Annotated in this window: 19 protein-coding genes, 3 tRNA genes and 1 pseudogene; 13 read left to right on the forward strand and 10 right to left on the reverse strand. The window is 69.3% G+C overall.

Translation table 11 applies throughout. The annotated features are described in order from the left end of the window. Positions 1 to 224 (reverse strand): annotated as a pseudogene (locus tag ACFWI9_RS18410) (hypothetical protein); the annotation flags it as partial. Between the two features lie 46 nt (positions 225 to 270). Beyond that, the gene (locus ACFWI9_RS18415; RefSeq protein ID WP_387163186.1) at positions 271 to 993 is read right to left on the reverse strand and encodes a vancomycin high temperature exclusion protein; all 723 of its coding nucleotides are present in this window, start codon (positions 991 to 993) and stop codon (positions 271 to 273) included. Between the two features lie 282 nt (positions 994 to 1,275). On the opposite strand from ACFWI9_RS18415, the gene ACFWI9_RS18420 reads away from it, so the two are divergent. The 5 genes from ACFWI9_RS18420 to ACFWI9_RS18440 all read left to right on the forward strand — a co-directional run bounded on the left by ACFWI9_RS18420 (position 1,276) and on the right by ACFWI9_RS18440 (position 8,373). Further along, positions 1,276 to 2,169: a sirohydrochlorin chelatase gene (locus ACFWI9_RS18420; protein ID WP_387163187.1), complete on the forward strand. Its 894-nt coding sequence runs from the start codon at positions 1,276 to 1,278 to the stop codon at positions 2,167 to 2,169. A gap of 69 nt (positions 2,170 to 2,238) precedes the next feature. Beyond that, on the forward strand, positions 2,239 to 3,585 hold the full coding sequence (locus ACFWI9_RS18425) for a deoxyguanosinetriphosphate triphosphohydrolase (protein WP_387163188.1): 1,347 nt from the start codon (positions 2,239 to 2,241) through the stop codon (positions 3,583 to 3,585). A 200-nt stretch (positions 3,586 to 3,785) separates the two neighbouring features. Beyond that, complete coding sequence (locus ACFWI9_RS18430; RefSeq protein ID WP_387163190.1) at positions 3,786 to 5,054, forward strand: NAD(P)/FAD-dependent oxidoreductase; 1,269 nt, start codon at positions 3,786 to 3,788, stop codon at positions 5,052 to 5,054. Between the two features lie 9 nt (positions 5,055 to 5,063). Then, complete coding sequence (gene dnaG / locus ACFWI9_RS18435; RefSeq protein WP_387163193.1) at positions 5,064 to 7,001, forward strand: DNA primase; 1,938 nt, start codon at positions 5,064 to 5,066, stop codon at positions 6,999 to 7,001. A 109-nt stretch (positions 7,002 to 7,110) separates the two neighbouring features. Further along, the gene (locus ACFWI9_RS18440; RefSeq protein WP_387163195.1) at positions 7,111 to 8,373 is read left to right on the forward strand and encodes an RNA polymerase sigma factor; all 1,263 of its coding nucleotides are present in this window, start codon (positions 7,111 to 7,113) and stop codon (positions 8,371 to 8,373) included. Here the strand turns inward: ACFWI9_RS18440 and ACFWI9_RS18445 are convergent. From ACFWI9_RS18445 to ACFWI9_RS18465, 5 genes are all read right to left on the reverse strand, one after another. Then, positions 8,361 to 8,603 (reverse strand): hypothetical protein, encoded by a 243-nt coding sequence (locus ACFWI9_RS18445; RefSeq protein WP_387163198.1) that lies wholly within the window; start codon positions 8,601 to 8,603, stop codon positions 8,361 to 8,363. The two genes, ACFWI9_RS18440 and ACFWI9_RS18445, sit on opposite strands and share 13 nt — an antisense overlap. Before the next feature lie 68 nt (positions 8,604 to 8,671). Further along, a complete protein-coding gene (locus ACFWI9_RS18450) occupies positions 8,672 to 10,597 on the reverse strand; it encodes an ABC transporter ATP-binding protein (protein WP_387163199.1) in 1,926 nt (641 codons plus the stop codon). Beyond that, positions 10,597 to 12,330 carry an ABC transporter ATP-binding protein gene (locus ACFWI9_RS18455; RefSeq protein ID WP_387163202.1) on the reverse strand — a complete coding sequence of 578 codons (1,734 nt, stop codon included), beginning with the start codon at positions 12,328 to 12,330 and terminating at the stop codon, positions 10,597 to 10,599. The genes ACFWI9_RS18450 and ACFWI9_RS18455 overlap by 1 nt, the downstream gene beginning before the upstream one ends. 295 nt (positions 12,331 to 12,625) lie before the next feature. Further along, positions 12,626 to 14,071, reverse strand: coding sequence for an FGGY family carbohydrate kinase (locus ACFWI9_RS18460; protein ID WP_387163204.1), 1,446 nt, complete (start codon positions 14,069 to 14,071; stop codon positions 12,626 to 12,628). A 67-nt stretch (positions 14,072 to 14,138) separates the two neighbouring features. Then, on the reverse strand, positions 14,139 to 14,441 hold the full coding sequence (locus ACFWI9_RS18465) for a YtxH domain-containing protein (RefSeq protein ID WP_387163206.1): 303 nt from the start codon (positions 14,439 to 14,441) through the stop codon (positions 14,139 to 14,141). Positions 14,442 to 14,610: 169 nt separating this feature from the next. Between ACFWI9_RS18465 and ACFWI9_RS18470 the strand changes: the two genes are divergently transcribed. The 3 genes from ACFWI9_RS18470 to ACFWI9_RS18480 all read left to right on the forward strand — a co-directional run bounded on the left by ACFWI9_RS18470 (position 14,611) and on the right by ACFWI9_RS18480 (position 15,011). Further along, positions 14,611 to 14,683 (forward strand) — tRNA-Asn (locus tag ACFWI9_RS18470). 5 nt (positions 14,684 to 14,688) lie between these two features. Beyond that, positions 14,689 to 14,761, forward strand: a tRNA-Asn gene (locus ACFWI9_RS18475). Positions 14,762 to 14,937: 176 nt separating this feature from the next. Further along, positions 14,938 to 15,011 (forward strand) — tRNA-Ile (locus ACFWI9_RS18480). A 126-nt stretch (positions 15,012 to 15,137) separates the two neighbouring features. Here the strand turns inward: ACFWI9_RS18480 and ACFWI9_RS18485 are convergent. Then, on the reverse strand, positions 15,138 to 16,730 hold the full coding sequence (locus tag ACFWI9_RS18485) for a tyrosine-type recombinase/integrase (RefSeq protein WP_387163208.1): 1,593 nt from the start codon (positions 16,728 to 16,730) through the stop codon (positions 15,138 to 15,140). A 140-nt stretch (positions 16,731 to 16,870) separates the two neighbouring features. Between ACFWI9_RS18485 and ACFWI9_RS18490 the strand changes: the two genes are divergently transcribed. Both ACFWI9_RS18490 and ACFWI9_RS18495 read left to right on the forward strand, forming a co-directional pair. Then, positions 16,871 to 17,122: a DNA-binding protein gene (locus tag ACFWI9_RS18490; RefSeq protein ID WP_387163210.1), complete on the forward strand. Its 252-nt coding sequence runs from the start codon at positions 16,871 to 16,873 to the stop codon at positions 17,120 to 17,122. 105 nt (positions 17,123 to 17,227) lie between these two features. Continuing rightward, the gene (locus ACFWI9_RS18495; RefSeq protein ID WP_387163212.1) at positions 17,228 to 18,190 is read left to right on the forward strand and encodes a recombinase family protein; all 963 of its coding nucleotides are present in this window, start codon (positions 17,228 to 17,230) and stop codon (positions 18,188 to 18,190) included. On the opposite strand, the gene ACFWI9_RS18500 is transcribed toward ACFWI9_RS18495, so the two are convergent. Both ACFWI9_RS18500 and ACFWI9_RS18505 read right to left on the reverse strand, forming a co-directional pair. Further along, on the reverse strand, positions 18,176 to 18,952 hold the full coding sequence (locus tag ACFWI9_RS18500) for a hypothetical protein (protein WP_387163214.1): 777 nt from the start codon (positions 18,950 to 18,952) through the stop codon (positions 18,176 to 18,178). The two genes, ACFWI9_RS18495 and ACFWI9_RS18500, sit on opposite strands and share 15 nt — an antisense overlap. Next, positions 18,952 to 19,479 (reverse strand): hypothetical protein, encoded by a 528-nt coding sequence (locus ACFWI9_RS18505; RefSeq protein ID WP_387163216.1) that lies wholly within the window; start codon positions 19,477 to 19,479, stop codon positions 18,952 to 18,954. Before ACFWI9_RS18505 ends, ACFWI9_RS18500 begins: the two co-directional genes overlap by 1 nt. A gap of 612 nt (positions 19,480 to 20,091) precedes the next feature. On the opposite strand from ACFWI9_RS18505, the gene ACFWI9_RS18510 reads away from it, so the two are divergent. The 3 genes from ACFWI9_RS18510 to ACFWI9_RS18520 all read left to right on the forward strand — a co-directional run bounded on the left by ACFWI9_RS18510 (position 20,092) and on the right by ACFWI9_RS18520 (position 22,838). Next, positions 20,092 to 21,282, forward strand: a complete 1,191-nt coding sequence (locus tag ACFWI9_RS18510) for a ParB/RepB/Spo0J family partition protein (RefSeq protein ID WP_387163218.1) — start codon at positions 20,092 to 20,094, stop codon at positions 21,280 to 21,282. 79 nt (positions 21,283 to 21,361) lie between these two features. Next, on the forward strand, positions 21,362 to 21,910 hold the full coding sequence (locus ACFWI9_RS18515) for a hypothetical protein (protein WP_387163220.1): 549 nt from the start codon (positions 21,362 to 21,364) through the stop codon (positions 21,908 to 21,910). Between the two features lie 13 nt (positions 21,911 to 21,923). Continuing rightward, entirely contained in the window at positions 21,924 to 22,838 is a 915-nt protein-coding gene (locus ACFWI9_RS18520) for a hypothetical protein (protein ID WP_387163222.1), read from the forward strand. Positions 22,839 to 23,001 lie beyond the last annotated feature (163 nt).

Here is a 23,001-nt window from a genome sequence, read left to right on the forward strand (position 1 = left end):
GGGGGTCTGGCGCGGGTGGGGGGCCGCCGCGCGCGGGGTGCCGCGGGGGGCGGGGGGGGTGGGCCCGACCCCCCCCCCCCCGCGCCGCGGTTCACGGGGAAGTCGGGCCGCTCCACGACTTCGGCCCCGCGCAGGTTCATCCCGCACTGCAGGGAGCAGTACGGGCAGTGGGTGGGGACGAGCGCGGAGGCGGTGGGTGCGGTGGCGGCCGGTGCGAGGGACATGTCCCTCAGCGTGCGTCGCCGGTGTTACGTCGATGGGCTCCTCGTATTACGGCGCTGGTACGGCGCCCTCAGACGAGTGCCCGGCGGAGGGTGAGATGTCCGCCGCGAGCGCCTCCGCCACACCCGGCTCCTTGCGCCCCAGGAACGTCGGCTCCGGCTTGAAGGCCGCGTCCAGCGCCGCCTTGCCCGCCGCGAACAGCTCCCTGGTCTCCCCGTAGTACCAGGTCGCGTCAAGCGGCTCCGCGACCCCGACCCCGTACGACTCCACCCCCGCGGCACCGCACAGTGCGACGGCCCGCTCTATATGGAACCCCTGGGTCACCAGCACGGCCCGGTGCACCCCGAAGATCTCCTTCGCCCGGACACACGAGTCCCAGGTGTCGAAGCCCGCGTAGTCGCTGACGATCCGGCCGTCCGGCACCCCGCGCTCGGCGAGGTACGCGCGCATCGCGTCCGGCTCGTCGTACTCCACCCGGCTGTTGTCGCCGGTGACGAGCACGACCTTGACCTTGCCCGTCCGGTACAACTCCGCCGCGGTGTCGAGCCGGTGCGCGAGATACGGCGTCGGCCGGCCCTTCCACAGCCCCGCGCCGAACACCACGGCGACATCGCGGGCGGGTACGTCGGCCACCGTACGCACCCGGCTGTCGGCGGCGGCGTGCATCCAGGTCGCCGGCGCCAGCGCGAGTACGCAGCCCAGCATGACGCCCTGCACGGCGCGCCGCTGCCCGCGACGGGTTCTGGGCAGGCGGAGTGAGAGCTTGCGCATACGGTGTGGACCCCCTGGTCGAGCTCGGACGGCTTGGCATGGTCGTCCTGTTGTACGACCCGGCCCACCTCTTCCGACGTCATCGGGAGCCCGCCGGTTCACTGCCCCCGGCTGAAACCAGCGGTGACGCCGCGTGTCCGGCCCGGCACCGGGCGGGCCAGCGGTGACGCCGCGTGTCCGGCCCGGCACCGGGCGGGAGCAGGAGCAGGACGGTGAGGCGCCGGAAACCACGTTTCACCCCGCCGCAACGACCCCGCAACGCGGACCCGCCACGATCGGTCCATGACGGAGTCGCTGCCACCCGACGCCACGTTCGACAGCACGGCACAGCTACTCACGCGCATCACCGCGCAGTTGGGGAGGCAGCTCAGTCACGTCCAGCTCAACGGAGTGCGCAGACCCATGAGTCACCCCCAGCCCTCGTGTCCCGAAACCCCCACCCTCCTCGCCGTCGCCCACGGCAGCCGCGACCCCCGTGCCGTCGGCACCGTCCGCCGGCTGCTCGACCGGGTACGGGAGCTGCGCCCGGGACTGGACGTCCGCCTCGGACATATCGAGCTCGACGTTCCCCTGCTGCCGGACACCCTCGCCGGGCTCGTCGCGGAGGGCCGGAACGACGTCGTGCTCGTACCGCTCCTCCTGGGCCGGGGCTATCACGTCAGGCGGGACATCCCCGCTGCCGCTGCCGCGTTCCCGGGGCTGAACGCCAGGTTCGCGCCGCCGCTCGGGCCGCATCCGCTGCTGGTCGAGGCGCTCTACGCGCGCCTGGTCGAGGCGGGGTGGCGGACCGGGGACGACGGCAGCCGCAGCGCCGGGGTGGTGCTGGCCGCGGCCGGTTCGCGCGATCCCGACTCGGCCGCGGACGCCCGCCGTACCGCCGCGTTGCTCAGCGAGCGCATCGGCGGGGTGCCGGTCGTACCCGCGTACGCGTCCGCGGTGTCACCGAGCGTGCCGGAAGCGGTACGCGCCCTGACCGCCCGTGGCCGCCACCGGATAGCCGTGGCCTCGTACTTCACGGCGCCCGGCCGGTTCGCGTTGTCGGCGGCGGCTGCCGCGCCCTGGATCGCGGCGCAGCCCGTCGGCGCCCATCCTGCGCTCGCCCGGCTGGTGCTCCAGCGCTATGAGGCGGCGTCGGCCGCCCCGTGGTCGCCGGGGCGCGAACTGGTGACAGCCTGAGCCCGACCACACGCGCCACCGCTCAGGGCCCGTACCGCACCGCGGGCCCTGAGCGGTTACCGTCGGGGCATGGAAGGCACCACGGGCACCTCCGGCGACCAAGACCAACACCCCGACCAGCACCACGACCCCGGCTACGACCCCGGCTACGACGACGCGGCGACCGCGCGCTGGGCCCCGGAGCCCGACAAACGCCCCGGCCGCACCGCCTTCCAGCGCGACCGCGCCCGGGTGCTGCACTCCGCCGCGCTGCGCCGCCTCGCCGGAAAGACCCAGGTGGTGACCCCCGGCTCACGCAGCGCCGCCTGGGACCCGAGCCCCCGTACCCGGCTGACCCACTCCCTGGAGTGCGCCCAGGTCGGCCGTGAGCTCGGCGAGGCACTCGGCTGCGATCCCGATCTGGTGGAGGCCGCGTGCCTCTCGCACGACATGGGCCATCCGCCCTTCGGGCACAACGGCGAACAGGCGCTCAACGACGTGGCCAAGGACTGCGGCGGATTCGAGGGCAACGCCCAGTCGCTGCGGCTGCTCACCCGTATCGAGCCCAAGCGCTTCGTCCACTCCGCCCACTCGGATCAGCCGCTCAGCGTCGGACTCAACCTCACCCGGGCCGCACTCGACGCCGCGACCAAGTACCCCTGGGCTCGCGGCGGCCACCCCACCGATCCCGGTTCACCGAAGTTCGGGGTCTACGAGGACGACCTCCCGGTCTTCACCTGGGTGCGCGAGGGCGCGCCCGGCCACCGCAAGTGCTTCGAGGCCCAGGTCATGGACTGGTCCGACGACGTGGCGTACTCGGTGCACGACTTCGAGGACGGGCTGCACGCCGGGCATATCGACCCGAACGCGCTGCTGTCCGAACAGGAGCGCCGGGAGATCTGGGCGGTCGCCATCGGCCGCTACGTACCCGACGGCACCGATCCGCAGGCGCTCGCCGATGCCCTCGACCGGCTGGTGGACCAGGAGTGGTGGCCGCACGGCTACGACGGCACGGCCGTCGCCCAGGCCCGGCTCAAGGACGCGACCAGCCAGCTGATCGGCCGGTTCTGCCTGGCCGCCGAGACGGCGACCCGCCAGGCGTACGGCACCGGCAGGCTCACCCGCTATGCCGCCGAGCTCGTCGTACCGGATGAGGCACGGCTGGAGTGCGCGGTGCTCAAGGCGGTCGCCGACCGCTATGTCATGCAGCGCGCCGAGCAGGAGGCGCTGCGCGCCGAGCAGCGCATCGTGGTGGCCGAGCTCGCCGAGGCTCTGGTGGCCAGAGCGCCGGAGGGTCTTGACCCGCAGTTCCGGGCGCTGTTCGACGCCGCGCCCGATGACAGGTCGCGCAAGCGGGTGATCATTGACCAGATCGCGTCCCTCACCGACGCATCGGCCCGCGCCCTGCACGAGCGGCTGACTTCGCGGGGCGCGTAAGGGAAGCCGAGGTGGCTGGAACCGTTCCAGGACCACCCCGGTTCCCGCCCCCACATCCCGACACCCCCTCTTCCCCCCTCACGCTCCGTGCGGGACGCTCGCAGTAGGCGGCGTAGCGTGCTGTGTTGTCCGGGGGGCAGACCCCCGGAGCCCCGGCAGTGAACATCCGGTACAACCGGCAGTGAACTAGGAGGAGCGAAGTGGTCGACGCGCATCGGACGTTCGTCATCGTGGGCGGGGGACTGGCCGGGGCCAAGGCCGCGGAGACCCTGCGCGCCGAGGGGTTCACCGGCAGAGTGATCCTGATCGGCGACGAACGCGACCACCCGTACGAACGCCCGCCGCTGTCCAAGGGCTATCTGTCCGGCAAGGACGAGCGCGACAGCGTCTTCGTACACGAACCGGCCTGGTACGCCCAGCACGACGTCGAGCTGCACCTGGGCCAGCCCGTCACCGCGATCGACCGCGCCGAGCGGTGTGTGCGGCTCGGCGACGGGACCGGCGTCCACTACGACAAGCTGCTGCTGGCCACCGGCGCCGAACCGCGCCGCCTGGACATCCCGGGCACCGACCTGGCCGGCGTCCACCACCTGCGCCGACTGGCGCACGCGGACCGGCTGCGGCAGGTGCTCGCGGGCCTCGGCCGAGACAACGGCCATCTGGTGATCGCCGGAGCCGGCTGGATCGGCCTGGAGGTGGCGGCGGCGGCCCGCGGCTACGGTGCCGAGGTCACCGTGGTCGAGCCGGAGCCCACTCCGCTGCACCGGGTCATCGGCCCCGAGCTCGGCCAGCTCTTCACCGACCTCCACGAGGAGCACGGGGTCCGCTTCCGCTTCGGCGTGCACCTCACCGAGATCGTCGGCCAGGACGGCATGGTGCTCGCCGCCCGCACCGACGCCGGCGAGGAGCACCCGGCGCACAGCGTCCTCGCAGCGATCGGCGCCGCCCCGCGCACCGGCCTCGCCGAGGCCGCCGGGCTCGCCCTGGTCGACCGCGCCCACGGGGGCGGTGTCGCGGTGGACGCCTCGCTGCGCACCTCGGACCCGGACATCTACGCGGCCGGTGACGTCGCCGCCGTACACCACCCGCTGCTGGACATCAGGCTGCGCGTGGAGCACTGGGCGAACGCGCTCAACGGCGGACCGGCGGCGGCCAGGGCGATGCTCGGCCAGGAGGTGTCGTACGACAGGGTCCCGTACTTCTTCTCGGACCAGTACGACCTGGGCATGGAGTACTCCGGCTGGGCGCCGCCCGGCTCGTACGACCAGGTCGTGCTGCGCGGGGATGCGGGCAAGCGGCAGTTCATCGCCTTCTGGCTCAAGGACCGCAAGGTCCTCGCCGGGATGAACGTGAACGTGTGGGATGTCACCGAGGACATCCAGAATCTGATCCGCTCGGGCGCCGAGGTGGACACCGAGGCGCTCGCGAACCCCACGACGCCGCTCACCGGTGTCATCCCGGCACCTTAAGCTTTACGCGTGGCAGGCAGGATCAACGATGACGACGTGAAGGCGGTCCGGGACACGGTCCCGATCGACTCCGTCGTGTCCGAGTACCTCCAGCTGCGCAACGCGGGCGGTGGCAACCTCAAGGGCCTGTGCCCCTTCCACGACGAGAAGTCCCCCTCCTTCCAGGTCAGTCCGAGCAAGGGCCTCTTCCACTGCTTCGGCTGTCAGGAGGGCGGGGACACCATCACCTTCGTGATGAAGGTCGACCATCTGTCCTTCTCGGAGGCGGTGGAGCGGCTCGCGGCCCAGGCCGGGATCACGCTGCGGTACGAGGAGGGCGGATACAACCCCGCCCACCAGCGGGGCGAACGTATCCGCCTGGTCGAGGCGCACCAGGTCGCGGCCCGGTTCTATGTGGAGCAGCTCGACGGGGCGGAGGCCGAGATCGGCCGCAAGTTCCTCGCCGAGCGCGGCTTCGACCAGGCAGCCGCCCAGCATTTCGGGGTGGGCTACAGCCCGGCGGGCTGGGACCACCTCACCCGCTTCCTGCGTGGGAAGGGCTTCTCCGACAAGGAGCTGCTGCTGTCGGGGCTCTCCCAGGAGGGCCGCAGGGGTCCCATAGACCGCTTCCGGGGCCGGCTGATGTGGCCGATTCGCGATATTTCCGGTGATGTGGTCGGTTTCGGTGCGCGCAAGCTCCGCGACGACGACAACGGACCGAAGTACCTGAACACGCCGGAAACGGCGATCTACAAGAAATCGCAGGTGCTGTACGGGATCGACCTGGCGAAGAAGGAGATCGCCAAGTCCAGCCGGGCGGTGGTGGTCGAGGGCTACACGGACGTGATGGCCTGCCATCTCGCCGGAGTGACGACGGCGATCGCGACCTGCGGTACGGCCTTCGGCAGCGAGCACATCAAGATCCTGCGGCGGCTGCTGATGGACAACGGCAGCGCCAAGGTGATCTTCACCTTCGACGGTGACGCGGCCGGCCAGAAGGCGGCGCTGCGGGCCTTCGAGGACGACCAGAAGTTCGCCGCCGAGACCTTCATCGCCGTCGCGCCCGACGGGATGGACCCTTGTGAGCTGCGCCTCGCCAAGGGCGACGAAGCGGTCCGGGAACTGGCCGAACCGCGCAACCAGCTCTTCGAGTTCGCGATCCGGCACATCGTGCGCAACTACGACCTGGAAACCCCGGTCGGCCGGGCCGCCGCGCTGGACGAGGCCGCGCCGATCGTGGCCCGGATCAAGAACAGCGCCTCGCAGCACGAGGTGGCCGTCCAGCTCGCGGGTCTGCTCGGAATCCTCGACACCCAGTTCGTGGTCAAGCGGGTCGCACAGCTGGCGCGCTGGGCCCGGCAGGGGGGCGGCGACACCCGCGGCAGGAACCAGGGCCCGGGGCAGGGCCAGAGCCACGGCCCTTCGCGGGCCGCCCAGGCGTACGACGCCGGACACCCCTCCGCGCCCCGGCCCAGCGGCCCCGCGCTCAACCTCCGCAGCCCCGCCCACCGCACCGAGCGCGAGCTGCTGAAGCTCGCACTCCAGCGGCCCGAGCTGGTCTCCCCGGCCTTCGACGCCTACGGGTCCGACGAGTTCACCGCCCCGCCCTACGCCGCCGCGCGCCAGGCCATCGCCGACGCGGGCGGCGCGGAATACGGCATCCCGGACGGGCCCGGCTATCTGGCCCGCGTGCGGGACGCGGCGCCCAACGACACCGTGCGCTCGATGATCACCGAGCTCGCCGTGGAGGCCATCCACTCCAAGACCGTGGACGAGAGCTACGCGGGCTTCCAGCTCGTCCAGGTCCGGCTGCGTGCCGTCGACCGCCGTATCGCCGAGGTGCAGGGCGCCCTCGCCCGGCTCGGCGCCCATGCCGACCCCGAACGGCTCGCCGCCGTGCAGAACGAGCTGTGGGTGCTCCAGCAGTACGCGCAGTCGCTGCGCAGCCGCGGCGCCGCCGCCCTCTGAACCGCGGCCTGAGCCCTTCGGCGCGATAACCGCGCGGTCACGGAAGGGACTCAAAAAGTCACCGCACGCCCCTCGTGACAGAGATGTGTCGTACCCCACACTGGATGCGGTGCCTGAGTCCTCGGAGCGCGGCCGGTCCACACAGGGTGGGCCTCTCACCCCGCGGATCCGCGTCGTGTACCTGGAGGTCGCCCCCGTGCAGACCCAGACCCAACCGCAGACACAGCATCCGGCCGCGGTCGTGCCCGCGCAGAGCCATGCCGCTCACCACCCTGAGAACGCGGCCGAGAACGAGCCGCCCCGGGGCTGGGAGGCGGACCCCGAAGCAGAGGCCCCACCGGACATCCGGCGGGAGATACCCGAGCCTCCCGAGCCGGCCGATCCGCCAGAGCCTTCCGAGCCGGTCGATTCGTCCGACCCGCCCAGGCCGCCCACGGCCCGTAGCGAACCCCAGGGCAACGGCCCCTCGTCGGACCTCTTCCGGCAGTACCTGCGAGAGATCGGCCGGATTCCGCTCCTCACCGCCGCCGAGGAGGTCGAACTCGCCCGCAGAGTGGAGGCGGGTCTCTTCGCCGAGGAGAAGCTCGCCCGAACCCCGGACCTCGACACCGAGCTCGCCCTCGATCTCGACCGGCTCGTCGTCATGGGCCGGATGGCCAAGCGCCGCCTCATCGAGGCCAATCTCCGCCTCGTCGTCTCCGTGGCCAAGAGGTACGTGGGCCGCGGGCTGACGATGCTCGATCTTGTCCAGGAGGGGAACCTGGGCCTGATCAGGGCCGTGGAGAAGTTCGACTACGCGCGCGGCTACAAGTTCTCGACGTACGCGACCTGGTGGATACGCCAGGCCATGTCCCGGGCCCTCGCCGACCAGGCCCGGACCATCCGCGTCCCCGTCCATGTCGTGGAGCTGATCAACCGGGTCATCCGCGTCCAGCGCCGGCTGCTTCAGGAGCGCGGCTACGAGCCCACTCCCGAAGAGGTCGCCGCCCAGCTCGACCTGTCGCCCGAGCGGGTCGGCGAGGTGCTGCGGCTGGCACAGGAGCCGGTGTCGCTGCACGCCCCCGTGGGTGAGGAGGACGATGTCGCGCTCGGCGACCTCATCGAGGACGGTGACGCGACCTCACCCGTCGAGTCCGCGGCCTTCCTGCTGCTGCGCCAGCACCTGGAGGCGGTGCTGTCCACGCTGGGCGAACGCGAACGCAAGGTGGTCCAGCTCCGTTACGGACTGGACGACGGGCGGCCCCGCACCCTGGAGGAGATCGGCCGGATCTTCGGCGTGACACGCGAACGCATCCGCCAGATCGAGTCCAAGACCCTCAGCAAGCTGCGGGACCACACCTTCGCGGACCAGTTGCGCGGCTACCTGGACTGAGCTCCGTCACCCGGAGGCGGGGCGTCGGCGCCCTGCCGCTTCCGCCGCATGTCGGCCACGGCACCGGCGCCGGCGCCGAGGGCCATGCCCAGGCCGAGGCCCAGCGGCAGATTGCCGATCACCATCGCGACGGCGGCGCCGAACGCCAGGCCGAGCGAAAGCCCCATGGCCGTCGCCGTGCCCGCGGGCGCCGAACCCCCGCCGTCGGTTTCCCTGACTTCCTTGCCCATGCCCGTTCCTTCCCCCGTGCGCGACCGGCCGGCCACGCGCCTGACACGTCGGTGCGGCTCAGCACACCTCAGTCGACTTCAGCCACCGCCTGTGCGAACTGCGCCGCGTAGAGCCGGGCGTACGCGCCCCGCACGAGCAGCAGTTCCTCGTGCGTGCCCTGTTCGACGATGGAGCCATTCTCCATCACCAAGATCACATCAGCGTCCCGGATGGTGGAGAGCCGGTGCGCGATCACAAACGACGTACGCCCGTGAGCCAGGCCCGCCATCGCCTTCTGGATCAGCACCTCGGTACGGGTGTCCACCGAGCTGGTCGCCTCGTCCAGCACCAGGATCACCGGATCGGACAGGAACGCCCGCGCGATGGTGATCAGCTGCTTCTCACCGGCGCTGACGCCCGAGCCCTCGTCGTCGATGACCGTGTCGTAGCCGTCCGGCAGCGTGCGGATGAAGCGGTCGGCGTGCGCTGCCCGCGCGGCCTCCTCGATCTCCTCCCGGCTGACCTCGCGGGACGCGCCATAGGCGATGTTCTCGGCGATCGTGCCGCCGAACAGCCAGGTGTCCTGGAGCACCATGCCGATTCCGGCCCGCAGATCGTCGCGGGACATGGCGGCGATATCGACGCCGTCGAGCGAGATCCGGCCGCCCGTCACCTCGTAGAACCGCATCAGCAGATTGACCAGCGTGGTCTTGCCGGCGCCCGTCGGGCCGACGATCGCCACCGTCTGGCCCGGGCGCACGGACAGCGACAGATCCTCGATGAGCGGCTTCTCCGGCTCGTAGCGGAAGGACACCTTCTCCAGCGTGACCTCGCCGCGCAGCTCCTCGGGGCGGGCGCCGCGCAGCGGGTCGGGCTGCTGCTCCTCGGCGTCCAGCAGCTCGAAGATGCGCTCGGCCGAAGCCACCCCGGACTGCACCAGGTTCGCCATCGACGCGACCTGCGTCAGAGGCATCGAGAACTGCCGCGAGTACTGTATGAACGCCTGGACGTCACCGATCGACAGTGTGCCCGAGGCGACCCGCAGCCCGCCGACCACCGCCACCAGCACGTAGTTGATGTTCGAGATGAAGAACATCAGCGGCTGCATGATGCCGCTGTTGAACTGCGCCCGGAAACCGGCCTCGTACAGTGCCTCGTTCTGCTCGGCGAAGTCCTTGGCCGACTCCTCCTGCCGCCCGAACACCTTCACCAGGGCGTGTCCGGAGTACATCTCCTCGACATGCGCGTTCAGCCTGCCCGTGGACTTCCACTGCTGCACGAACTGCGGCTGCGAGCGCTTGCCCACCTTCGCGGCCACGAACACCGACAGCGGCACGGTCACCAGCGCCACCAGCGCCAGCAGCGGCGAGATCCAGAGCATCATCGCCAGCACGCCCACGATGGTCAGCAGCGAGTTGACCAGCTGCCCCATCGATTGCTGCATGGTCTGGGAGATGTTGTCGAGGTCGTTGGTCGCCCGGCTCAGCACCTCGCCGCGCTTGGCCTTGTCGAAGTACGACAGCGGCAGCCGCGACAGCTTCGTCTGCACGTCCTCCCGCATCCGGAAGATGGTGCGGTTGATCACCCGGATCGACAGCCTGGTCGACACCAGCATCAGCAGACCCGCGCCCACGTACACGGCGAGCGCCACCATCAGCACCTGCCCGACCGAGGCGAAGTCGATGCCCTGGCCCGGGGTGAAGCGCACCCCGGAGAGCATGTCCGCGAGCCCGCCGTCGCCCCGGGCGCGCAGGGCGTCGAGAGCCTGCTCCTTGCTCGTGCCACCGGGTATCTCCCGTCCGACGACCCCGGCGAAGACCAGGTCCGTCGCCTGCCCGAGGATCTTCGGCCCGACCACCGCGGCCGCGACGCTCAGCACCGCGGCTGCGAGCATCGTCCACAGGGTGCCGCGTTCCGGGGCGAGCTGAGCGAGCAGCCGCTTGCCCGAGCCCTTGAAGTCCATGGACCGCTCGCCCGCGTTGGGCATCATCATGCGTCCGCCAGGACCGGCCATCAGGCTGCCTCCGCCTCGGTCAGCTGGGAGAGCACGATCTCCCGGTACGTCTCGTTGCTCTCCATCAGCTCATGATGGCGCCCGGTACCGACAACGCGGCCCTCGTCCAGCACCACGATCCGGTCGGCCCCACGGATGGTCGACACCCGCTGGGCGACGATCACCACGGTCGCGTCGGCCGTCTCCAGGGAGAGCGCCCCGCGCAGCGCGGCGTCGGTCGCGTAGTCCAGCGCCGAGAACGAGTCGTCGAACAGGTAGATCTCCGGCCGCTGCACCAGGGTGCGCGCGATCGCGAGCCGCTGCCGCTGGCCGCCCGACACATTGGTGCCGCCCTGCGCGATCGGCGCGTTCAGCCCGCCGTCGAGCTCGCGTACGAAGTCGGCCGCCTGGGCCACCTCCAGCGCCTGCCACAGATCCTCGTCGGTCGCGTCGGGATTCCCGTACCGCAGGTTGGTGGCCACCGTTCCGGAGAACAGATACGGCTTCTGGGGGACGAGCCCCACGGTCCGCGCCATCAGCGCCGGGTCCAGCTTCCGTACGTCGACACCGTCGACCAGCACCTCGCCGCCGGTGACGTCGAACAGCCGGGGGACAAGCCCGAGCAGGGTCGACTTGCCGCTGCCCGTCGACCCGATGATCGCGGTCGTCTCACCCGGACGGGCCACCAGTTCCACATCCACCAGGACCGGCTCCTCGGCACCCGGATAGCGGAACTGGGCGCCCCTGACCTCCAGATGGCCGCGCCGCGCCAGCTCCCGCACCGGATCGGCCGGGGGCACCACGCTCGACTCCGTGTCCAGGACCTCCTGGACGCGCTCGGCACACACCTCGGCCCGCGGCACCATCATGAACATGAAGGTGGCCATCATCACGGCCATCACTATCTGCATCAGATACGCGAGAAACGCGGTGAGCGCGCCGATCTCCATCGCGCCGCTGTCGATGCGCTGAGCCCCGAACCAGACCACCGCGACACTGGACACGTTCACGACCGTCATCACCGTCGGGAACATCAGCGCCATCAGTCGCCCGGTCGACACGGCCACATCGGTCAGCTCGGTGTTGGCCCCGCGGAAGCGCTCCTGCTCGTACTCGTCCCGTACGAACGCCCGGATCACCCGATTGCCCGTGATCTGCTCCCGCAGCACCCGGTTCACCGTGTCCAGCCGCTCCTGCATGGAGCGGAACAGCGGACGCATCCGCTTCACGATCAGCATGACCGCGACACCGAGCACCGGCACGACCGCCAGCAGCACCGCCGACAGCGGCACATCGAGGGCGAGCGCCAGCGCGATACCGCCGATACACATGATCGGCGCGGACACCATCAGCGTGAACGACATCAGCACCAGCATCTGGACCTGCTGGACGTCGTTGGTCGTCCGGGTGATCAGCGAAGGAGCCCCGAAGCGCCCCACCTCGCGAGCCGAGAACGCCTGAACGCGCGCGAAGACGGCCGCCCGCACGTCCCGGCCGAGCGCGGACGAGATCCTGGCGCCGAAGTAGACGGCCCCGATGTTGCAGAGCACCTGCACGACGCTGATGCCGACCATGATCGCGCCGAACGCCAGGATGTACCCGGTATCACCCTTGACGACACCGTTGTCGATGATGTCCGCGTTCAGGGTCGGCAGATAGAGGCTGGCGCAGGTCTGGAGCAACTGGAGCGCCACCAGCAGGGCGAGGGGTTTGGAGTAGGGACGCAGGAACGTCCGCAGCAGTCTTATGAGCACGCGGGGTCTCTCGGGATCGGGCCGGGGCATGGGGGCGGAGGTCGCCCCCATACTCCGTCACCCTGCTCCCCGGGAGCCAAAGATTTTCCTCAAGCAAGGGTCAAGAACCGGCCATCCCGGCAAGGCTCATGCCCTTGCGGAGCTGCCGCTCCCGCGAGGTTCACGTTCTCGCGAGGCTGCCGTCGCCGAGAGGCGCATGCTCCCGCGAGGACGCAGTCCCGCAAGGCTCGCCTCCTCGCGCAGCTGCCGCTCCCGCCGGACTCACGCACTCGTGAGGCTCACGTACTCGTGAGGCTCAGGCCCCCGGGCCGAACGCCCCCGGATGCGTCTGGTTCCTGGTGGCGACGTACTGCTGCCGCACCGCCTGTCCGACCGCGAGCTGCTCGCCGGGCTCAAACACCTGCGCGGAGGCGCCCTGCCATGCCGGCGGACTGTGCGGAGCCAGCGTTCCCTGGGCCACCCCGAGTGCCCAGGCCGCCTGGCGGGCGGCGCCGATGGCCGCGTAGTCGGCCGGCTGGGGCACCACGACCTGCGCGCCGAAGATCGACGGCGCCGCCGCCTGGACGGCAGGCAGATCGGCGGCCTGGCCCAGCAGGAACACCCGCCGCACCTCCACACCCCGGCCGCGCAGCACGTCCAGCGCGTCGGCGAGCCCGCAGAGCATGCCCTCGAAGGCCGCGCGGGCCAGATGCTCACGCTTCATCGACTCGCGCCGCAGTCCGGAGAGCGTGCCCGCCGTGTGCGGCAGATGGGGGGTGCGCTCCCCTTCCAGATAAGGGAGCAGCACCAGACCGGACGCACCCGGCGTCGACTTCATCGCGAGCGCGGACAGCTCACCGAGATCCTCGATGCCCAGCAGCTCGGCTGTGCCGCGCAGCGCCCGTACGGCGTTCAGGGTGTGCACCACCGGCAGATGCATCCCGGTGGCGTCCGCGTAGGAGGTGATCATCCCGCTGGGATCGGCGAGCGCCTCGTGGTGCACGGCCATCACCGAACCGGACGCCCCCAGCGACACCACGGCGTCACCGGCCGCGAGACCGAGCCCGAAGGCCGCCGCCATGGTCTCCCCGGTGCCCGCCGAGATCAGCAAGCCCTCCGGGGTCGTCCCGGCGGCCTCGCACGGGCCCAGCACCTCGGGCAGCGCGGCCCGGTGCCCGAGCGCCAGCTCCACCAGATCCGGACGGTAGGCCCCGGTACCCGCCGACCAGTACCCGGTCGACGAGGCCCCGCCCCGGTCCGTGGTCCGGCGCGCGGGCCGACCCAGCAGCTGCCACACCAGCCAGTCGTGCGGCTGCATCACCAGCGCGGTGCGCTTGGCCGCGTCGGGCTCGGTCCGCGCCAGCCACCGCAGCTTGGCCACCGGCAGACCCGACTGGGGTACGCACCCGACCGCCTCGGCCCAGGCCTGCCGGCTGCCGAACGCCTCGACCAGATCCGCCGCCGCGACCTGCGCCCGCTTGTCGTTCCCGACCAGGGCAGGCCGCACCGGCGCACCCGACGCGTCGATCGGGATCAGCCCGTGCTGCTGCGCCGACACGCCGATGGCCTGCACACCTTCGAGCAGTCCGCCCGCCGCCGCCTCACCCAGCGACAGCAGCCATGCCTGCGGATCGACATCGCTGGCTTTCGCCTCGATCGGGTGCGGAGCGTACCCCTGGCGCAGCACGGCACCCGTGTCCGTGTCGCAGACGACGATGCGAGTGAAGGCGGACGAACTGTCCAGCCCGGCGACTATCCCCATGCCGTCAGATTCTGCCGCACTCGAGGCCCTGCTGCGGCCCCAGCCGGGCCGCCGGGCGCCGCTCGATTCAGGTGTTGCTCGTCCCCCAGTCGTCCTCCCCGTTGCTCAGACTCCGCTCCCGCAGCGACCGCACCCGCGCGGCCACCGCCTCGGGCACCTTGTCCCCCACCTTCTCGCTCACGGCGTGGTACGCCTTGCCCGCCACCTCGCGCCCGGTGTGCGCGGCGGACTCTGCGGCATTGCGGACCGCGGGGTTCTGCGCGAACTCCCGCGCCGACTTCTTCAGCTGCTCGTAACGCTCGCGCCCGGCACGGGTGCCGAGCACGTAACCGAGGGCCACTCCGGCGACGAACGTGAGCCGGTATCGCATCACTGCCACCCTTCGCCGGCGTCGTCCCCGACGCCGGGATCAGAGGTCACGAGGTCACGGGGGGAACCGATTGGCGGAGCACCCCCCTGCTTGCGCTAATGTATGTGTCGCAGCGAGCGAGCGCCGCCCGGAGAGCCCCGGGTAGGTACGTTCGGTGCACACGCAGCAATCCCCTGTAGCTCAATTGGCAGAGCAGCCGGCTGTTAACCGGCAGGTTACTGGTTCGAGTCCAGTCGGGGGAGCGCGATCCCCTGTAGCTCAATTGGCAGAGCATTCGGCTGTTAACCGGAGGGTTGCTGGTTCGAGTCCAGCCGGGGGAGCGGTACGGAAGAGGACCCCTAGGGGTCCTTTTTCTGTGCGTGGCGCCCCGTGGGAACCGCGCATGCCGCGGCTCGGTCTTCATGGTCACAGCGAAGCCGACCATCCGAAGCAGGAGATCGTATGAGCGGCTATGCTGCGGCAGACGGCGCGCACAAATGTGCGCGACGCGCCGTAAGGGGCGGTAGCTCAGCCGGTTAGAGCAGCGGACTCATAATCCGTCGGCCGTGGGTTCGAGTCCCACCCGCCCCACCGCAGAACGGCAGTGCAGAAACGTCCCGACCAGGCACTATGGCTGGTCGGGGCGGTGGCCGAAGGGTCTTGGCGGCCCATCCCGATCATCAGATCACGCGTGGCGGGACAAAGTCGGGACGCAGCTCACGCGGCGGGCCGAAGTCCCTCGTCCGGCTCATCGCCCTCGTCGCCCGCGCCGGACTCGGCGGCCCCATCCTCCTCCTGCTCCTCCCCATGCGGCTGCTTCGCCTTCTTCTGCGGACCGGTCTTCTCCGAGCGGGGCACGACCGCGCTCGTGGACTCCGCCTCGGCGGTCAGAAGCTGCGGCAGGACGCTCGTGTAGGTGTCCGAGGTGATCTGGCGGGAGCTGTGGCCCAGCCGCTCCTGGACGACCTTGATGTCCGCCTTGCCGAGCAGAGCCAGCGTCGCCGACAGATGCCGGGTGTCGTGCAGACGGATCGGAGGAAGCCCGGACAACTCGACCAGCCGGTTGAACCGGCGGCTGATCCAGTCGGGGTGAAGCGCCTCGCCGTTCTCGTGCGTCCAGATTCGATTGCTCTCCACGTACGCCTTCTCGCCGGACCACTGCTCACGCTCCTGCTTCTGAGCCGCCCGCCACGCGGCCCACAGCTGGAGTGTCTGGACGTCGAGTGTGACGGTGCGGACGCTGTCCTGCTTCGGGGCCTCGTTGTACGTGCGGTAGGCGATTTCCACGGTCTGCGCGGAGATCCGGAACCAGGAGCCACTGAAGCTGACTTGGGTCCACGGCAGCGCGCACATCTCGCCGCGCCGCGGGCCTCGGAAAATGAACCCGTGCCACATGGCGCACAGCCGGTCGTCGGCAATGAAGTCCAGGAAGGCGCCCGTCTGCTCCGGAGTCCAGACCATGACGGGGCTGGGCTTTTCGCCTGTGCGCTTCCACTCGGCGACCCGTTCCGGCGTCCAGACGAGTGCCTTGGGTCGTTTGACGGGCGGCAGTTCGACCCGTGCGGCCCAGTTGGTGGTGTAGTCGCCGCGCTTGATGCCGCTGCCCAGGAACGAGCTGAGGGTGGCCTTGATACGGTGCATCGTGGCGGCGCTCGTGATTTTCCTCTTGCCTTTGCGGCCCTCGCGCAGCGCGGCGTTGGCATCCAAGTAGGCGCGGCGCGCGGCTCGACGCTCCTGCTGCTTGCCAGCGGCGCGAACCCAGGCCGTGTGGGCGGTGTCGCGGGCCTCCTCCAGCTCGACTATCCGGGCGTGGTGGATCAGCCGCTCGGCGTTCTCCCGTTCGATCGCGTCGTACATCGCCTCGACGTGCCGCAGCTTGAGGTCGCGCCGCTTGACGTGCCCGAGGTGGAGGATGAGGTAGTTCTTGACGTGCTCCTCGTACCCGTGGACTGTCGTGCGGGCCAGGCTCTTCTTCCTCTTCAGCCAGGCTTCCAGGTCCTCTCCGACGGTGGCGTTGCTGAGCACGTCTGTGCCCTTCATCGCCTCGCCGTAGACTTTGGACGCCTCGACTTTCGCGTCGTCCTTCGTTCGAAAGCCGCCCTGTCGGCAGCGCCGCCGTGTGTTGCCCTCGCCCGCTTCGAGTTCGAAGTAGAAATACCAGGTGCCGTGGCCGGTCTTTTCAAGTTTGGTGCAGGCGGCGCCGACCTTGCGCCGCTTGGGGCGGCCCTTGGCGTCGGGTATCGGAGCGCCGTCTTCTCCGATCACGGGCTCCCGGCAGGCGCACTGCTTGTAGTAGCTGGGGTTGAACACGTCTCCCCTTCTCCTTCGTTGGCTCCAGTTGTGGATCTTTCGTGCCAGTCCTAGCTGAACGTATCCGTATCTTGCCCCAACGCTCCAGTGTTGGCGTATCATTATGGATGTGTTGGCGCGGGGGAGAACGGGCCAACGGAATGATCACGAACAACGCTTCTGCAGCCACGCCTTCCAGGGCCACCGCCATGACCCTGGACGAACTGCTCGCGCTGCCGCCGACTGTGAACGTCACGACGGCAGCGCGGGTCCTGGGGATCGGTGTGCACAAGGCTTACAGCTTGATCAGGGAGGGGGCTTTCCCTGTGCCGACGCTTCGTATGGGCGGCACGGTGAGGGTCCCTACTGCTGCGCTGTGGCGGGTGCTCGAAGTGGCCCCGCCGGCGCAGTGATCATGTGGCTTTGCTGCATCGGGATCCTAGGTCGCAGCTCTGTTTGGTGGGCTGTGGCCTAGGATCGGGCGGCTGGGAGCGTACCTGAGCAGAACGGATGACCGCATGCCACGGCTCTATGGTTTCGCCGACGCATCGCGTCGGCGGCTGCACGACGAGGAAGTGGGTGCGCTTCGTCAGATGGTCAGCCGGGCGATCGTGGGTGAGCTGTCGGACGGGGATGTCGCCGAGTGGGCGAACGGTGAGGGGTACCGGGGCACGCTCGGAGGCGAGTGGAGGGACGCGTCGGTTGGACGCCTCTTCCGGAACCCTTCGATCGCCGGTCTGCGCTACGACGATGACGGTGTACTCGTTGACGCGGGCCACCCAGGTGTAATCACTCCCGAAGAGTTCAAGGCGCTCCAGGCGCGCAAGGAGGACCGCGGGTCAGCGGACGTGACCCCGCCTCACGACTACCTTCTGGTCGACGGCGCGAGCGTGTGCAAGTGCTCCTGGGCGCTCCAGGGGTCACGCACCGGGGCCGGATCGCCTGGCTACCGCTGCCGTCCGAAGGACCGGAACGGGCGTGGCGGCTGCGGTGAAGTCCGTATCGATGCCGAGCTGCTTGAGACCTACACCGGCGAGTACGTGGTTGCCGAACTCCTCAAGCCCGGCATACGCGACATGATCCTTAAGGCGCAGGCCGCTGTCCACGCCAAGATCACCAAGTTGAAGATGGAGATCAAAGACCTGGAGGGGCGCAAGAAGGAAGCGGCGACCCTGTACGGCCAGCGTCAGATCAGCAGCGACGCGTGGGTGGTCGCCGATCGGGAGATCACGGCCAGCCTCAAGGAGACCCGATCGCGTCTCCGGTATGCCGAACAGATGGTGGCCTTCAACCTGGGGGGCGCCGAGGATCTGGTGCGGTGGTGGAACTCGGCTCCGACCGCGTCGAAGAAGGCCATCGTGCGGTTGCTTCTGGTGAAGGTCGAGGTGTTCCCCGCCAGAGCCCGGGGACTGCGCACCATTGAGCCCGGCAGGGTTGTCCTGCACTGGCGCAAGCTGTCTGGTGTGTCAGCCGAGCGTTGATGCGGACGCCTGCTCGGGCTGAACGCGCCTGCCTGCCGCCGCCATTATCAGGCCGACGGTGAGCATGATCATGGTGAGGCCCGCCAGGACGGGTGAGGCGAGCTTCTCGGCGCGCAGTGACCACGGATGGCCGAAGTGGCGCGTCATCAAGTACGAGCCCTTGCTGGCCGTGAACACGATGCCCAGGACGGCCGCCACGGCCGACATGCCCAGGCCGGTCGCCGAACGAATGTGTCCCGACTTGTGCGCGGATACAGCCATGCCGGAGCAGAAGTATGTGACCTCGGCGAACGTGACCGCCAGGTACGCCAGATAGACCATGAGGTAGATGGTGACGCCTGGCGTTGCGGCGTACTGCGTTGTGAACTCAACATCTTCGCCTGTGGTCGCGATGAACAGCGACACCAGCGCGGCGACGACGCAGAACGTGAACGCAGTCCGCGTGTACAGCTTCGCCGTCAGTGACTCGGGGGTGTACGACCAGTCGACCAGCATCACTTGAATGCTGCCGCACGTGATGATGAAACAGGCGTGCGCTGCGAGCCTGGCGACGTTGTTCATGTCGGCCACAGACTCGACCGCGTCTTCGACCAGGGGTATGCACAAGATGACCCCGATCGTGCAAAGGCCGGAGGCGACGATGCGGGCACCGCGGGCGACCCGGTACTCGGCTCTGCGGCGCTGCCGCCAGACTTCCCGCACCGCGTGCGCGGTGCCCGTCATACCGACCAGCGTGCACAGGCCGTAGACGAGGCTGTCCATTACATTCCCTCCAGATCCGACACCGCCCGCTCTGCTGCTTCGCTTAAACTCAGTCGCCGTCGCCGGCCTGGCCGTGGCGCTATCGGGAGCTCGGGCATGGGCTCGGGAACCTCTGGGACAGCGACATCGGAATGTCCGTGTCGCAGCCGGATGGCGCGAGCGGCTTCACGGAGTTCGGCGGCTCCGGCTGCGCCTAGGTCGTGGATCAGCCGCAGCGCCTCGCGGGCGTCTGGGTGCTCTTCGTAGACGGACAGGGAGGTCAAACCGTTGTAGCCGGGCAGCAGAAACGCTGTCGGGCATCGGAACGCGCGCGCGAGCCCCAGGAGCTGCGAGAGCTGGGGGTTCGCCTTGGTGCCGTTCAGCAAGTCGTTCACGACCTGATGGGTCATTGCGGGCTTCCCGTTCGGCGTCTCGGCTGTCGCGGCAGCCAGCGCACGGATGCTCGGTTCCCTGCCGTCCGCCGCAGTCTTGCGGCGCAGCAGTAGAGCCAGCTTGCTGGCCAGGGAGACATGCGCACCGGACGGCATGGCGATGTGTGCTCCTTCGGTGCGCAAGAGCCGGAAGTAGGACGGATGAGCGAGAGGCCGCGGTCAGTCTAATGTCTATGTTGATTGACATTAGGCTGACCTGCGAAGAAGATCGGCTTGCGCAGCAGGTACATACAGATACGCGGCATATGGGGATCGACGGGGAGGCGATGTCCGAGCCTTCTGGCTGAATGTGTGCCGCAACACTTGCTGTGTGGGGATCTAAGCGGAGCATCGCCGATGAGGGTGCGGGCCGCTGCAAGACGGGGAGGAACGGGTGGGGATCGAATTGGCGCGGGTGATGGCCCGATTGGCGGAGTCGGGCGGCGAGCAGTACGCCGACTTGGATGGGGCGGCGGCGCTGGACGTCTTGGGTGCGCTATCGGTCGTCGACCCGAGTCGGGTCGGCCCTGACGCCGGGGGGCGACAGGCGTGGCAGCTCGCTGAATAGCGGGGATGGAGAGCGCGGACTTCCTTGTCGGGGGTCCGCGCTCACGCGTCTCACCTGCGAAAACTGTTGTGAAAATTGTGGACCCACCCCCTGAATGCATATAGAATAGAAGCAGAAGGGGGAGGGAAGGAAATCCCCCCGCTGACCTCTTGGAGATGGAAATGCCGCACAAGTACGCGACCCTGAAGATGCACCAGATCCGCCGCAACCCGAACCAGCCCCGCGAGACCTTCAACGAGGAGGCTCTCGCCGAGCTGACCGACTCCATCAAGGAGCACGGCCTCCTCCAGCCCGTTGTCGTCCGAAAGCTGAACCTGCCCTCTCACAAGGGGCCGGCCGTGTACGAGCTGATCATGGGTGAGCGTCGCTTCCGCGCGAACGCCATGGCGGGCAACGTCACCATCGAATCCAAGATCCTCCTCGCCGAGGGCGAAGAGATCAGCGACATGGACTCCTTCAAGAAGGCGATGGCCGAGAACCTGAACCGTAAGGACATGCTGCCACTGGAGGAGGCGCGCGGTTTCAGGAAGGTTCGCGACGAGGACGCAGTGGAGGGAGAGACCGCCGCTGAGGCAGTGGTCAGAGTCGCAAAGACCTTCTCCAAGAGTGTCCAGTACGTCAACCAGCGCCTGGCGCTGCTCAACCTGCGCCCCGAAATTCAGGCCGCTGTCGACCTCGGGCACATCGGCACCCAGGCCGCCGTGCAGATCGCCGCGCTCTCGCCGGGCAACCAGAAGGCTGTCTTCGAGGACTGGAAGAAGGGTGACAAGAGCGACAACCAGCTCGTCCACGTCGCCTACGCCATGCGGAAGCAGGAGCAAGCTGCTCAGCAGGAATCCATGGTCGACGTCAAGGAGATGACCCCTGAGGAGAAGGCCGAGCGCAGCCGCGCCCAGGCCAAGACCAAGAGCGATCTCGATGCCATCGAGCGCATGTGTGAACTGCTGGAGAGCATAGGCAAGCAGGACCCGATGGAGCTGGCCCGCACCCTGGAGGGACAGGTCGGCAAGCGGCTGGAGCAGATGGACAGGGTGGCCGCCTCCGTCCAGAAGGCCCGCTTCCAGCTCAAGCAGGCGAAGGCTCACGCCGACGCCAGCAAGATCATGGTCAACCCCGAGGCCGCCGCCCCCGATCTGGCGGCGCAGGCGGCAGCCGCCCTTGCCCGGATGGAGCCCGCCGTCGAGGCCACGCAGTCGGAGACGCCGGACGAGCCCGCCGCCGAATCGCAGGACGAGGCCGCCTTGGAGGCCGTAGACACGCCGGAGGCCGGGGAGAGCGCGACAGACCCGGAGTCAGAGAGCGTCCGCGAGTCGGCGGAGCCGTACGCCGAGCCCGTCGCTGTCGCAGCTTGAGCCATCCGCCCCGGGGCGGCCCCCCGCGGGCCGCCCCCCTTCTGTACGGAGACCCGCAGTGATGAATTCCATCCGAAGCATGCGCAACATCAACCGCAACCTGTTCAAGGGGCTGCCAGCCTCGGCCAACGCCCTTGAGGAGTACGACTCCGACGCGGCCGAACTCGTCCGCGAGGCGGCCCAGTACCTGTTCAAGGCGCGCCGGGACAGCGACGAGGAGGCCCTCAAGGAGGCCAGCGACCTGACCTTGCAGGCCGCTGCCGAACTGATGGGCCAGGCCGGGGGCTCGGTGTACGTGCGCTTCCCCATCATGGTCACAGCCCGCCTGGTCGAACTCGAAGCGGTTCTCCTCGCCGTCAAGACGCAGGCCGGAAGCGTGAAGCGGCCCGCGCGCATCAACGGGCTCAAGACGTGGCCCTACGACGGCACGCTCCCGCCCCAGATCTGCCGCCTCTGTGACGCAGACCTGAACGACGCCACCAACCAGCTCGCGAGCGCAATCTGCGTTGTCTGCGGCTACTGGGTCTGCGAACTGTGCGACGGCGGCACGGACCCCGCCACCGGCGACGCCGTCTGCGAAGACCACAAGGGACATCCGCTCGCCCTCAACTGCACCGAATACGCCTGAACTGGAGACCAGCATGCAGATAGATCCCGACGTTCTCGCCGTCATCCGCGCAGCCACCGTCGATGGACCGGCGCTCCGCCTGAACGGCCAGCTCGACCGCAAGCTGTACGAGCGGGTGAACCTCGCGCTTCGCACTGTGGGCGGCGTCTGGCACCGCTACAAGAAGGCCCACATCTTCACCATTGACGCCGCCGACGCCATAGCCGGGCTGCTCGCCACAGGCGAGGTGGTCACCGACGCCGACCAGGGGTACTACCCGACGCCCGAGGCCACAGTCGAACGCCTGCTGGACCTCGCCGAACTCGAACCGGGATGTGAGGTGCTGGAGCCCTCGGCGGGACGCGGCGCCATCGCCGAGGCGGTCGCTGCCCGCGGGGCGATCGTGGACTGCGTCGAACTCGACACCGCTCGCGCCGAGCACATCCGCGCCGGCGGGTACGCCCGCCAGGTCACCACCGCAGACTTCTTCGACGTGCCGGTGGAACGGTGCTACCAGCGGGTCGTCATGAACCCGCCGTTCGCCGGACGGCAGGACATCCGGCACGTCGAACGGGCGCTGCGGTTCATCCAGCCCGGCGGTCTCCTCGTCGCGATCATGTACGGCAGCCTTACCTACCGGGACGACAGCAGAACCAAGGACTTCCTCGCCCGGATATGGGAGGCGCGCGGAACCCTATGGGAGCTGCCTCCTGATGCGTTTCCGACGGTGGAGGTGGCCACAGTGATCGCGGTCATCCCGGTTCGCGATGTTGCTCCCCCTCACGGCATGCGGCAGATCGCGCTCAGACCCGAGGACTTCACTGCCCGGCCCCGCGCGGTGCAGCAGGACTTGTTCCTCGCGGACGGACCGACTGCTCACGGAACCGCGCCTCTTGACGGGCTCGGGTACGGAGCGCCCCACGACGGAAAGGATCACTCATCCCAATAGATAGATACCAACACTCAAGGGTGGTACGGTCTAGATCGTTGGAGGGAACGGCCACAGCCGAGGAACCGGCCCACCAGCACGCCGTGGCATGCGGCATCCCCTTCGGGGGGGGGGGGGGGGGCGATCCCCCCCCCCCCACCCCCCACGCCCCCCCGCCCCGCCC

Source organism: Streptomyces sp. NPDC127084 (assembly GCF_042724175.1).
Classification (GTDB): Bacteria; Actinomycetota; Actinomycetes; order Streptomycetales; family Streptomycetaceae; genus Streptomyces.

Coding starts and splice junctions, on each gene's coding strand:
- ACFWI9_RS18415 (WP_387163186.1), bottom strand. CDS start 993: ATGCGCAAGCTCTCACTCCGCCTGCCCAGAACCCGTCGCGGGCAGCGG.
- ACFWI9_RS18420 (WP_387163187.1), top strand. CDS start 1,276: ATGACGGAGTCGCTGCCACCCGACGCCACGTTCGACAGCACGGCACAG.
- ACFWI9_RS18425 (WP_387163188.1), top strand. CDS start 2,239: ATGGAAGGCACCACGGGCACCTCCGGCGACCAAGACCAACACCCCGAC.
- ACFWI9_RS18445 (WP_387163198.1), bottom strand. CDS start 8,603: ATGGGCAAGGAAGTCAGGGAAACCGACGGCGGGGGTTCGGCGCCCGCG.
- ACFWI9_RS18450 (WP_387163199.1), bottom strand. CDS start 10,597: ATGGCCGGTCCTGGCGGACGCATGATGATGCCCAACGCGGGCGAGCGG.
- ACFWI9_RS18460 (WP_387163204.1), bottom strand. CDS start 14,071: ATGGGGATAGTCGCCGGGCTGGACAGTTCGTCCGCCTTCACTCGCATC.
- ACFWI9_RS18465 (WP_387163206.1), bottom strand. CDS start 14,441: ATGCGATACCGGCTCACGTTCGTCGCCGGAGTGGCCCTCGGTTACGTG.
- ACFWI9_RS18490 (WP_387163210.1), top strand. CDS start 16,871: ATGATCACGAACAACGCTTCTGCAGCCACGCCTTCCAGGGCCACCGCC.
- ACFWI9_RS18495 (WP_387163212.1), top strand. CDS start 17,228: ATGCCACGGCTCTATGGTTTCGCCGACGCATCGCGTCGGCGGCTGCAC.
- ACFWI9_RS18500 (WP_387163214.1), bottom strand. CDS start 18,952: ATGGACAGCCTCGTCTACGGCCTGTGCACGCTGGTCGGTATGACGGGC.
- ACFWI9_RS18505 (WP_387163216.1), bottom strand. CDS start 19,479: ATGCCGTCCGGTGCGCATGTCTCCCTGGCCAGCAAGCTGGCTCTACTG.
- ACFWI9_RS18510 (WP_387163218.1), top strand. CDS start 20,092: ATGCCGCACAAGTACGCGACCCTGAAGATGCACCAGATCCGCCGCAAC.
- ACFWI9_RS18515 (WP_387163220.1), top strand. CDS start 21,362: ATGCGCAACATCAACCGCAACCTGTTCAAGGGGCTGCCAGCCTCGGCC.
- ACFWI9_RS18520 (WP_387163222.1), top strand. CDS start 21,924: ATGCAGATAGATCCCGACGTTCTCGCCGTCATCCGCGCAGCCACCGTC.